This window comes from Microbacterium sp. SORGH_AS_0454 (assembly GCF_031453395.1).
Classification (GTDB): Bacteria; Actinomycetota; Actinomycetes; order Actinomycetales; family Microbacteriaceae; genus Microbacterium.
On sequence record NZ_JAVIYS010000001.1, the window covers coordinates 1,278,783 to 1,290,635 of the forward strand.

8 protein-coding genes are annotated in these 11,853 nt (G+C 66.5%); 5 read left to right on the top strand and 3 right to left on the bottom strand.

The genetic code is table 11. From position 1 onward, the window contains the following. Positions 1-27 precede the first annotated feature (27 nt). Positions 28-855 (top strand): hypothetical protein, encoded by an 828-nt coding sequence (locus tag QE454_RS05895; RefSeq protein ID WP_307457053.1) that lies wholly within the window; start codon positions 28-30, stop codon positions 853-855. 67 nt (positions 856-922) lie between these two features. Here QE454_RS05895 and QE454_RS05900 read toward each other — a convergent pair whose 3' ends face one another. Both QE454_RS05900 and QE454_RS05905 read right to left on the bottom strand, forming a co-directional pair. Further along, positions 923-2,143: an exonuclease domain-containing protein gene (locus QE454_RS05900; RefSeq protein WP_307457050.1), complete on the bottom strand. Its 1,221-nt coding sequence runs from the start codon at positions 2,141-2,143 to the stop codon at positions 923-925. Positions 2,144-2,203: 60 nt separating this feature from the next. Then, complete coding sequence (locus tag QE454_RS05905) at positions 2,204-8,755, bottom strand: DUF3320 domain-containing protein (RefSeq protein ID WP_309668552.1); 6,552 nt, start codon at positions 8,753-8,755, stop codon at positions 2,204-2,206. Positions 8,756-9,030: 275 nt separating this feature from the next. Between QE454_RS05905 and QE454_RS05910 the strand changes: the two genes are divergently transcribed. The 3 genes from QE454_RS05910 to QE454_RS05920 are packed head-to-tail and all read left to right on the top strand — an operon-like array spanning position 9,031 to position 9,799. Then, the gene (locus QE454_RS05910) at positions 9,031-9,303 is read left to right on the top strand and encodes a hypothetical protein (protein WP_307457045.1); all 273 of its coding nucleotides are present in this window, start codon (positions 9,031-9,033) and stop codon (positions 9,301-9,303) included. A gap of 50 nt (positions 9,304-9,353) precedes the next feature. Beyond that, positions 9,354-9,518, top strand: a complete 165-nt coding sequence (locus QE454_RS05915; RefSeq protein ID WP_307457042.1) for a hypothetical protein — start codon at positions 9,354-9,356, stop codon at positions 9,516-9,518. Then, complete coding sequence (locus QE454_RS05920) at positions 9,515-9,799, top strand: WXG100 family type VII secretion target (RefSeq protein WP_307457039.1); 285 nt, start codon at positions 9,515-9,517, stop codon at positions 9,797-9,799. Before QE454_RS05915 ends, QE454_RS05920 begins: the two co-directional genes overlap by 4 nt. A 379-nt stretch (positions 9,800-10,178) precedes the next feature. On the opposite strand, the gene QE454_RS05925 is transcribed toward QE454_RS05920, so the two are convergent. Then, positions 10,179-11,015 carry an SDR family oxidoreductase gene (locus QE454_RS05925; protein ID WP_307457034.1) on the bottom strand — a complete coding sequence of 279 codons (837 nt, stop codon included), beginning with the start codon at positions 11,013-11,015 and terminating at the stop codon, positions 10,179-10,181. Positions 11,016-11,093: 78 nt separating this feature from the next. On the opposite strand from QE454_RS05925, the gene QE454_RS05930 reads away from it, so the two are divergent. Then, positions 11,094-11,774 (top strand): TetR/AcrR family transcriptional regulator, encoded by a 681-nt coding sequence (locus tag QE454_RS05930; protein ID WP_307457032.1) that lies wholly within the window; start codon positions 11,094-11,096, stop codon positions 11,772-11,774. Positions 11,775-11,853 lie beyond the last annotated feature (79 nt).

Here is an 11,853-nt window from a genome sequence, read left to right on the forward strand (position 1 = left end):
CCACGAAACCTACGAAGGAGGCGACGGGTGGATACGGCAATCGACTCAACGGGAAATCTGGTGTCAATCGATCAATTGAAAGGTCTCACGACGCTGCCCGACCTGTGGTGCCCTGGAGAGCTCCTCGATGGCTCAGCGTGCAACGCCAAAGTCTGGACGACCGCAATGCACAGCACGAAGCGTGCTGCGGCATTCGCAGCCCACCACCTTGACGGCTGCGACGAAGGTTCAGAACGTTCGACCGATGCGTTCGGGGATTCTGGGCATGACTTCACTACCGGCACCCGACCCTTGCGCTGGCGGATGCGCCTTGGCGCGACAGAGCCATCCATCGGTCCGGATGGTCGGCGGCGACCAGACGCCGGAACACCCGGGTCATCGACTCGACGTCATGTCACGGACAGAACGCTGCCCGACATCGATGCGGCAGCCCGGCGATCGTTCTCCACTCTGTTGATAAATCTCTTGTCGGGCAACGTGCCCGAGGGCGTCGAGCTCGTCCTTGGCACTTGCAGTCCCGTCCTCGCGAGCCACCTGGTGGTATACGCCACTCACGCCTCCTCTGACAAGTGGATGGGCAAGGAACTCATCATCTGGGGCAAGGTGGCCGGACTTGTCCGCACACAATGGGAAGGTCTCATGCTGCGCCTGGAGGGCGCCGCAGACGACGTCGCGGTTCTGGTGGACAAGCAGAGCCTCGTCAGGCTGGAGATCGACGATGTCGAATCACTCGTCGGACGACATGTCATCGCATACGGCACCTACACGCGTGGCAGTGCGACACAACGCCCTTACGTTCGTGCCATGTACACGTCCGTCGCGTTCAACCCACGCGTGACGCACCGGCGGCGATAAGAGCGGGAGAGCGGCATGCCTGGGGCCGGGAGAGCGCCGTCCCGCGCGCTCAGGCGCCTCGTGGCCGCTACTCGCCTGCCCTCAGTCCCAGCAGCCGCTCAAGGCCATCCTCCGTGACGATCGGAACTCCCCACGCACGCGCCTGCCGCGCCTTCCCAGACATCGAATCGGGGTCGGCGGCCACGAGCACCTTGGCCTTCTTCACCATGCTGTCTTTGGGAATCAGACCGCGCTGGGAGAGTATCTGGAACCACTCCGCTCGATCCCGGCGCGTGTCACCGGTGATGACGACGGTGTCACCCGGTGACAGGCGGAAGCCGGTGGTGAGAGTCGGCGCTGCAGCAGACGGTTTCGAAGCGGCGCCGGCGATCGTCTGCGTGTCGATCTCGAGCAGGCCACCGATTTTCTGGATATCGGCCCACTCGTCAGCGGTGAGCTGGTCGTCCGCCCAGGCCGCCGATACCAGACCGTCGAAGTAGGCGCGGTGAATACGGCGAACTGCAGTGCTCGACAGGTTGAGCTCCGCGGCAAATCGAATGAGGTCGTCGGTCTCTGTCGCGGACATGTACCGATCGAGGAGGACGCGGTCGAGCAGAGCGAGATAGTCGAGATTCAATGCGCCGTCGTCGACGGCGGCATCGACCGCGACATCTACGTGCAACCGCTCGAGAACCGACCGCGGCGCTGTGTCGGAGTCCGTACGAGCCAGCCAGGCCGTCGTGTCGAACGGCTCATCCGGCCACTCCCCCGGGGTCGCGAGCCAGCCATCCCACCAGGCGGGATCGTGGCCCGCACCGATGTAAGCGCGAAGGAGCGCCGCCGCAGCCAGGGCATCCGCCGAGGCGCGATGAGCGTTCTGCATCGCGTATCCGATCGCAGCGCTGCAGTCGGCAAGACTCCGGTTGCCCGGCAGGAATGTGCCCGCAAGCTGCATCGTGCACATCCAGTACTCGTCACCGGGACACACCAGACCGACTTGATTCATGGAGTGGGCCAAGAATCGCGCGTCGAAACTGGCGTTGTGCGCGACAGGCACCCGCCCGCGTAAGAGCGAGGCAATGGACGGGGCGAGTGCAGCGAACTCCGGAGCTCGCGCGGCCGCAGCGGCGCTGATGCCGTGGATGCGCTGCGCACCCATGTCGCGCATCGGATTGACGAGTGTCTCCCAAGCGCCCTCGACGACGCCAGTCGGTGAGACATGCACGATCGCCACCTCGACGATGCGATCGTGCTTCTGCGGAAACAGACCTGTCGTTTCAAGATCGATGACTGCGAATCCTCGCCCCATACTGCGCCCCCCAGGTGATCGAGGTCACTCTATCCGTCGTCCGAACTCCATCGTGATCACTCAAGAACGCGCGACGTAAGCTCCCGACGGCGCGAGCTCGACCCGTCGGGTGGCCACAGCCACCGTCAAAGCCTCGGTGAGTCGCTCGGAGATCTGCGTCGTCATCCGCTTACCCCCGAACAGTCGCAAAGCCTCGCGCTTGATCTCTTCCTCGCGTACCCCGCCGCCGAGCTCGGCGACAACAGCCATCGCATTCGCGATCTCCTCCAGAGCGACGGACTCAAGCGGACGACTGTCCCCCGGAGTGCTCGTGCGAACCTGCCGCCAGGTGTCGACAACCACGCCCTCGGGCCAGACGAAGTGCTCGTCGCCCCGGCGGGTATGAGCGTCCGGAACCAGCCCGAGGATGGCCGTCGCCCGGGTCCCCGACACACGGGACAGTCCGAACGATTCCGCGGCCAGTCTCACCAAGCGCGCCCGCGAGATCGGCCCCTCTGCGGCGATGACCTCCACAAGGACAGAGCGAACCCGCTGAGCAGCAGATGGACTCGGAAGTGCATCGAGCACGGCCACTCCGCCCGACGTAGTGATCGGCCACGGCACGAAGGGGCGGACGTGGGGATGCGTCACACCGACGTCTCCTTCATCCTCTTGCCCCTCCGGCATTCGTCCACGCAGAGGCTCCGACGGTTCCTCCGCACCGAGCGACTCGAGATCCTCGACCTGGGGCGCAACGCTCTCGGCCGTCAAGGCCGAAGCGGACAAGCCACCAGCCTCAGCGCAGTGCACCGCCGCGACGAGTCGGTCGGCCGTGGCATCCGGGTTATCGAGCCATTCCGGCAGCCACACCCTTTCAATCCCCGGCCAGCGCATCAATCCACCGAGGACATCGACAGGCAGACCATCGCGGTCGGCCACGGTGCGGCGCGCGCGCCAGCCTTCTCCGTCGAGCAGGACGGCGATGAGGGGCTGAGCGGGGTCGGACGCGGATGCAAGTGTGAGATCGATACGGAAGTCCGAGAGCCCGACATCCGTCTTCACGACGAGTCCGCGCTCGCGCAGGACCGCTGCGATCTCATCGCGGTGGCGATCGGTCATGGGGACGCGGGCCGTGGAGTCATCGGTTGGCGCGACTCCGCGCGCGGCAAGCTCGAGATAGGACTTCAGGTCTTTGAGTCCGCGGGCCGACGTCTGCTCGGCGCGAAGCTCAGCAGGATCGAAGCTCGCGTACAGCACAACCTGTCGGCGCGCACGAGTCACCGCGACGTTCAACCGGCGTTCTCCTCCTGCGCGCGACAGCGGTCCGAAGTTCAACGGGAGCATTCCGCGGTCGTTCTTGCTGAAGGCGACCGAGAACAGAATCGTGTCGCGCTCGTCGCCCTGCACGCTTTCGAGGTTCTTCACGAACAAACCATCGCGCTCGTCAAGCGCCCGGCCGATGCGTTCGTCTGGAGCGTCGCGCAGCATGTTGTCGATGAGGTCGCGCTGCTGAACGTTGAACGTGATGATTCCAATCGACGGTGCGGTGTCGCCGGCGGCGGCGAACCGACGGATCACCTCGTCGACGATCGTCTGCGCTTCGACGCGGTTCGTCCGAAGGACCCCGCGCCCACCCGAACGTTCGAAACGACCGTCGACGCGCACGAGCGAGAGCCCGTAGTCAGGCTTCGACGTGGCGAGCGCGTCGGGCACGGACGCGGAGAAGTCACGCAACGGCGCCGGGAACGACGACAGGCGGCTCTCGTAGTACTGGTGGTTGCTGAAGGCGATGAGCGCCTCGTCCTGGCTGCGATAGTGCCAGGACAACCACTTGCTCGGAACTCGAGCTTGCGTGCACTCCGTGAGAATGGATTCCTCATCCGCGACGACTCCGGCATCTGCCTCAGCCTCGTCGCCGTCGGCCGTCACTTCGGCGAAGGTTGACGGCGGCATCTGCTTGGAGTCTCCGACAACCACGACAGAACGCGCTCGGCCCATCGCCCCCACGGCATCCGCAACGCGAATCTGCGAAGCCTCGTCGAACACCACGACGTCGAACATCCCCGCGCGGGCGGGGAAGAACCGGGCGACCGATTCCGGGCTCATGAGCATGCAGGGCGTGATCTGGGTGATCAGATCGCCGTACTTGTCCATGAGCGTCCGCACGCTGTCCCCACCGCGCTGCCTCGAGAGCTGACGTTTGAGCGCGCCCATGTCGCCGCCGTCGAACTTCGGGTCGAATCTCCGCTGAGACAGGATGTCAGCGGGCAGAGCCCGCGGAAGCTCGCCGCGAATAGCTGCCGAACTCGTCGCGAACCGCGCGATCGTCCGATTGTGCGCGGCGGGATCGAAGTCGCTGAGCGCGGTGGCGTCTTCGCGCTCAGCGAGGGACGCCGCCGCGACCCCCTTGTCGAAGGCGAGCGCCGCGTCGTCTGCACGGATGCGCCCAGCCAGAATCGCCTCCCGTGCCGCGTGCATGCCGTGGAGCCGCAGAGGTTCCACGTGCCGGAGCAGGTCGATCCAGCGTCCGAGCGTGACCGGTTCGGTCGTCACCAGGTTGCGCGCCGTGCGCGTGCGTTCCCAGGTCGACGCGATTCCTTCGTCGCCGGCCCAGATGGCGAGATGGTCAGACGCGCCACCTCCCGCTGCGGCTGTCAGTGCCCGCCACGCTGCGGCGAGCGCCGCGAAGCGCTCAGCAGCGGCCGTATCCGGGGTTGTTGTCTCGTACACCCGGCGCAGGTCGGTGCGGAGATCGCCGGCGCCCGATACACCGGACGAAAGCGTTCTCGATAGCCAACCCACCCACGTGAGCGCGGCTCCCACCTGATCCGCGGCGCCAGCCACATACGGATTGAAGTCGGCGGCTGCGACCACCACGGGCAGCCGCTGCAGCTCACCACGCAGCTCTTCGACCTGTGCGGCGGTCTCGGCCATGGCGCCGGTCAGTGTCGAGAGACCGCGCAGATCAATTGCGGTCGGCTCGCCGCGCAGGTCGGCCGCGAACTGAGCCAGCACGGCACGCCGACGCTTCTTGCGGCCGAAGAACGAGGACGTATCCGCGGCCAGGGCGGCTGCATGTATATCTCGGAGGTTCCGCGAGAGCACCCGCGGATCCACCTGAGCAAGCCACGCGGGCGGCTGCGCGACCGAGGTTGCCAGCCGCCGAACGAGGTCATCGACCGACTCGGGTTGCACACGATCCAGGACATCGAGCGCGTGGCGCGGCGCGCGAGCGACACCCGCCCAAGCGTCCAGCTGCTGCGGCTCCCGCACCCGAGACAGCAGCTCGCTCGCGCCGACGCGTTCCAGCGCCTCGTCGAAACTGCGGGCCGCGCTATGCAGAGTGACCGCGTCGACAGCGGGATCGTCGACGAACCCCCACGGATGCGTCGCTGCAGGGCGGGCGAGATCACTGACCGCGGGCAGCTGCCGCAGAGTCGCGCGTAGCTGGTCGATGTGGTCGCCCGACGCAACCAGTGAAGCGGGCACATCCAATGGCGGGATGTCCGCCGCCGATGCCAGCAACTGCGATCGAGCCGAGTACAGAGACAGACCCGCTGCGTTCGGTTCGTGAACTCGCTGCGCATAGCGCGACAGCGCGCCACGACTGGACTCCGCAGCCTCGCGCTGCGCGGACAACGCCGCCCGATCGGGCCGCGCAGTGGCGTCGAGGGCCGCCCGTAGTTGCTCGCGCACGGCATTCGGCCGCGCGCCCTTGTCATGCAGGTCAAGCGAGAAGGAGCCGAGACCTACGGCATCCAATCGATCTTTCACGACCTCCAGGGCCGCGCGCTTCTCTGCGACGAAGAGCACGCGCTTCCCGGATGCCAACGACCGAACAAGCAGGTTCGTGATGGTCTGCGACTTGCCGGTTCCCGGAGGGCCTTCGAGCACGAACGTGCGCCCCTCGACGGCCTCGACGACCGCCTCGAGCTGCGAGGAGTCCGCAGAGACGGGAACCTGCGCCGAAAGGGCATCGAGGTCGACGTCGACCGGCGCCGGTACGGCATCGATAAACGCCTCGTTCGGCGAATGGATGAGATGGGTGACGAGCGAGTTCGTCGAGAGCTCTTCCCAGTTGTCGTCGAGATCCTTCCACAGCCGGAACTTCGCGAACTGGAGGATGCCGAGGTGAACGGTGTCCTCGACGATGAAGGGCCGCTTTGCGTCGACCATCGCCTGACGGACCGCGTCGAAGGCGGCGCCGAGGTCGATCCCCGCGGCATCCGTCGCCGGATTCGCGAGCCCGGGCACCTCGATGCCGAAACTCACCTTCAGCTTCTCGAGCAAGCAGTAGTTGGGCGTGGACGCCCCCGCCTCGTCGAGGACGAGACGGAAAGACTGACCTCGCGACACACTCTCCAGGTTCACCGGCACGAGAACGAGCGGCGATTGCAGCTGCCGGTCGTTGAATTCCCATCGCAGGGTGCCGAATGCGAGGTACAGGTTGTTCGCGCCCGTCTCTTCGGTGACCGTCTTCGCTTTCGCGGCCAGAGCGCGCAGCCGCGTCGTGTAGGCCGCTTGTGTGACATCGCTCAGGTGCGCCTGCCTCTTGTCGGCTAGGAGCGCTTCTCGCTCGGTAGAGTCGCGGTCGCGACCGAAGCGGATGCCGCGCTCCCGAGCAATCTCCGGCACGTCGTCGGACGCGAGCAGCGTGACGCTCGCTCCCGCGTTGATCATGTCTTCGAGCCGGCCGAGGGCGGCGCCCGGAACCGCGAGTTGATATCCCGCGCTACTCGTGAAGTTGATGAGTCGGTTGCGGAGGCTCAGATCGAGCAGAGCGTTCTTCCACTGCGCGACCCTTGGCGGCGCCACGGTGCGGCCCTGCGCATCGCGTTGGCCGGCGACGAACGTCTGCAGGACGCGGTCCAACGGCCGATACTCGACGACGGTCACTTCACCGTCGATGCCCACCTTGCGGCTGGGGAGCGGCAGGATTCCGTTCTCTCGGGCTGCGCGCACGTCGGTGACACCGAGGATCTCATCGCGACGTGCTTCGAGGTACGGCTCGGGCGCGGACCGGGCGACGTCGAACGTTGCGGACGCCGCACCGCCGGTCATCCGGGTCGTCTCGAGCAACGATATCCGGCCCAGCTTCGCGAGGTTCGCCGCTTCCTCGATATCGGTGGTCGCGGGCAGCCCGAGGCTGCGATCCTCACGCCAGTAGCCGAGGAAGATGTGTCCGTCCACCAGCCAGAGCGTCGAGTTGATCCCGACCTGCTCGAGCAACGCTGCGAGCGTCAAAGTCGTGTCGAGACACGTTCCAAGCCGTCCCTCGAGCACCTCCTGCGGCGTGCGGACCTTCTGACCGCGCAGGCCCCAACTCGCCGGAGGCTCTGCATAGCGGATGTCGAGTTCGCGCACGGCATCCCAGATGGCCGCGACCATAGCGTCCACCCGCGCCGGGTTGTCGCTCTGGTAACCGTCGAGCTGCGTGCGACCGCTCGACTGCCCAAGGAGGTCCGAGGCACGTTGCAGGACGAGCGTCAGTGTGGTCGCCTGCGGCTGCACGAAGGAAGCAAGGAGCTCGAGGCCGAGGTGCAGCTCCCGGGCGATCCATTGGTTCGCCGCGAGAACAGTGACCGGATGCCGATGATCGGCGATCACCGCGCCATCCGGTCCGCGCAGAGTGAGAGTGATGAAGCCAGGCTGCTCTGTGTCGACCTGGAGCATTGGAGCCGGGTCGAGGGAAAGCAGGTCGATGCCGGCGAGTGTCTTGAGACCGGGCGCGAGGTCGAGGATCACGACCTTGGGCGCCCCTAGGGAACCACTGGCCGTAGAGGCTTCGATCTCAAGCGATGCTCCGCGAAGCTCGGGCCCATCGTACGAGACCCGAACCTCCTGCACGGGCACGATGCGCGCGTGTGCCATGGCGTAGCTGAGCTCGGTGACCGCGTCGAGGGAGAGACGTGCACTCGGCGTGGGCCCAGACGGGGTCGCCGACGCGTCCGTCTCGGGCTGCTCACGCAGCTGACGGCGGGTGAGGGTCGGTATCGCCGTCGCGTCGGACTCGGCGGATGGTGCGGTGGTGGCCGCCGGCTCGGTCGACGAAGGGGGCGCAACAGCCGGTGGAGCGGGGAGCCGCGAGGCCGATGGCGCAAACTGCGGCGCGCTCGGGGGTGCGGGAAGCGAGCGCCCGGTTATCCCACCGCCCAGAGCTGAGAGCACCGCCGGCTTGCGCGCCGCAATTCGCTGCGCTTCGTCGGCCGCGCCGACTTCGCGAAGGAGCAACTCCGCTGAATCGAGGGCCCGATATGTCTCGGCGAGACTGAAATCGACCTGGTGCGCATGCCTGTTACGCACCTCGCGCATCTCACTCGCCCAATTGGCCGCTTGTCGCGAGATATGCCCGTCGAAGGGGTAACCGAGGTTGCCCAACTTCTCGGTCATCACCCGCAGCATCAGTCCGACATCGTTCGCGTGATGATGTGAGGTGGATCTGCCCGCAAGCTCATCTTTATGAGCGATGATCTGCACCCATGACGGCCCCTGAGGGAGACGCTCAACAAACACCCGCTCGATGAACGGACGGAGGCCCTCCGCCAGATCGTCGACGGACCCCCCAATGAGCTGACGTGTATCGATAGTCATGACATCCCCCCTAACGCCCGTGACGACTAAGGTCGCGGTCATTCGGAGCCTAGATGATCGTGACCACCCCATTCCCGCCGCAACCTCTGTCGGTGTTGCTCACATCCTCTGGGGATGAAGAGAACATCAGCATCGCCGCTGCCTGCCCATTCGGCCAGGGGCTGCGCTTACCGCTGGTGAGCAGTTGCAGGTGGACGCGTAACGAGAACAGTCGGGCAGCGCGAGTTCGACGATCTCGTGTCGGGAACGAATCCCGAGACCGCAAAGGTCCATGGCGAGATCATGAGAGTAACCAGCGTCTACCTGAAGCGAGTGCCATGAGTAACGACAAGCCCACGTTCGTCTACGAGATAAACGGAGCCTCGTTCGCTAACCTCATCAATGGTCCGCGGTCGTACGAAGACAACTTGCAGCGGATGGTGTCTCTCCTCGGCAAGTCGGGCCGTTCGACGTTCTCCCTATCGAGGCTGCCGGACGGCCAGGACATCTGGGACGTGACCCGCGAGTCACTGCCAAGTGTGTTTCTACAGGCGGCCGGGACCGCCGAAGCCATGACCATCGAGTGGCGACGCATGGAGCAAGACGGATAGAGCGGCTCTACATCGTCGGTGATGGTGGACCGCGCGACGGCGAATCGCCCGTGACGATCGACTTCCTCGACGGGACGGCCCGCGCCCTCGTCTACCCAGACGAAGTGTTCACTGCGGACGAGGCCGGCGAGATCTTCGTGCATTACTTTCACACGCTGACGGTCCCCGACCGCTACGCCCTCCGCGAGCTGAACCTCCCCACGCCAGCACCATGACCATCTCGTTCGATAGCGATCGCCATGAATCCCTGCTGGTCTCGCTTCGGGCAGCAACGAATGCCATCGGGGCCGAGCTCGACGCGCTCGAACGCCAGGCGACCACGTTGCGTTCCTCCTGGAGTGGTGAAGCGCGCGACGCGTACGACGAGGCGCAGGACGCATGGAGCGCCTGCAGGCGGGTATTTTACGGCGTACTCAGCGGTACCGACATCGTCGCTGCATCCGCTGGCGACTCACTCCGCCGAGCCGAACAGGCGGTGCGGTCGCTCTGGGCCTGAGCACCGCCGCGCTGTCCACCCGCAGATGTGTCGCGCCTCAAGCACGCGTCACCACCTCCACGGCATGTCGTGCGCGCCCCCATCGCATCCGAGACGACCTTGCCGAGCTCAGAGGTCACGAGACGGGCGAGCTCGGGCTTGCGGGCGTTCAGCAGCTCACGGAACGCGAACAGCACCGCCTGTCGCTTCGCGATCGAGCACTCGATCGGCGCCGTGCGACGCAGGACGACAGGACAAAAGCGGTGGCTCGGCCGCGCCTGCCGTTCGGTCGAAGCGGATGCCGCGTGCTCGACAGGATGTCGGCGAGGGAGAGCGGGGCACAGACTCTACCGGAGACCGCGCGGAGTTTCCGTGCCCGCCCCCTCCCGGCGCGGGCGCCTCAGCGGAACAGCTCGACGTGGTCGGCCACCCAGCTACGGAACGTGCGAGGCGGGCGGCCCGTGATGCTCGTGTACTCGTCCGAGATGACCGGTGACGTGCCGACCGCCGCTCGCCAGTCCTTGATGATCTGCCGCACCCACACCTCGGGTACGTAGCGCGAGAGCATCTCCGCCGACTCCGCCTCGGTCTGCTCGATCACCGACACGGGCCGTCCGATGACGTCTCCGATGATCTCGATCTGCTCGCGCAGGGTGAGGCGTTCCGGCCCGGTCAGCACGGGGGCGGCGCCGACGAGGGTGTTCGTGGTGAGGGCGACCACCGCGACGTCGGCGATGTCCTGCTCATGGATCGGCACCTGCACCGCATCGGGATACGGCAGGGGAACGGCGCTCTCGCCCTTGACGCTCCAGCTCCACCGGGCGGCGTTACTCGCGAAACCACCCGGCCGGAGGAACGTGTGCGCGAGACCCAACCTCTCGACACTCTCCTCGACGCGGAGGAACCGCGAGCCGTTGAAGTCCTCCGCCGCCCCCGGGAACGTGACCGACGATGACGACAGCAGCACGACGTTCTCGACCCCCGCCGAGACGAAAGCGGCGAGCAAGGCCTCGGGATCGGCGAGGTCGGCATAGAGGAAGACGCGGTCGACGGCATCCAGGGCGTCTGCGAACGAGGCCGGCTCGTTCAGGTCGGCCTCGAACGCCTCGACCTGCGCGGGCAGGGACAGCTTCTGCGGCGTGCGACTCGTCGCGCGCACTCGCACCCCTCGCTCGAGCAACCCTGAGACGACCCCGCCACCGACGGCACCACTGGCACCCACGACCAGAACCGACATGATCTCCTCCTTCACGAACACCGTTCGCGAACAGTATTCGTCACGAATGATGATCGCGTCAAGTGCTACCGTTGCCCCATGCCCTCCCCTGCCGAGCCGGTGTCGCGACGCGCCCGTCCCGCGAAAGCTCCGCTGTCGCGGCAGTCGATCCTCGACGCCGCGATGACGCTGATCCGCGAGCACGGCGTCGACGCCGTGACCCTACGACACGTCGCGGCCCAGGTCGAGACCGGCCCCGCCTCGCTTTACGCCTACTTCGGAAACCGCGACATCCTGCTGGAACACGTGCTGGATGCCGCGTACGCCCAGGTTCCCCTCGTGGATGCCGACGACGACCGGCGCAGCTGGCGAGACGCCCTCGCCGCCACGATCATCCGCACGATCGAAACGCTAGAGGGCTACCCCGGCCTGGGCGCTGTGGCCCTCGGCACGATCCCTGTTCTACCCGGCGCGCTCCGCCTCGCGGAGCATGAGCTGGCACTCATGGAAGCCGGCGGCATTCCCGCAGATCGTGCCGCGCTCGCGGTCGACCTCATCGCGCAATTCGCCGCGTCGACGGCCGTCGAACGCACCGTCCGCCACGGTCGCGGTGGCACGGGTGACGAACGCGGGCGGGTCCGCGTCGCCTATGAGCACGCCGACCCCGAGAGCTTCCCTCGCGTGGCACGCTCCGCCGCCCTGCTGACCGGTCCCGACGAGACGGCACGGCGCGACTTCTCGATCGAGGTTCTGCTGAGCGGCATCGAACGCCCGGGGTGAGACCCTCCGACGGTTCCTGACCGACGAAAGGCGCGAGGGTGCGGCGAGGGCTGCGCCACCGCTCGCTCTCGCACGGGAG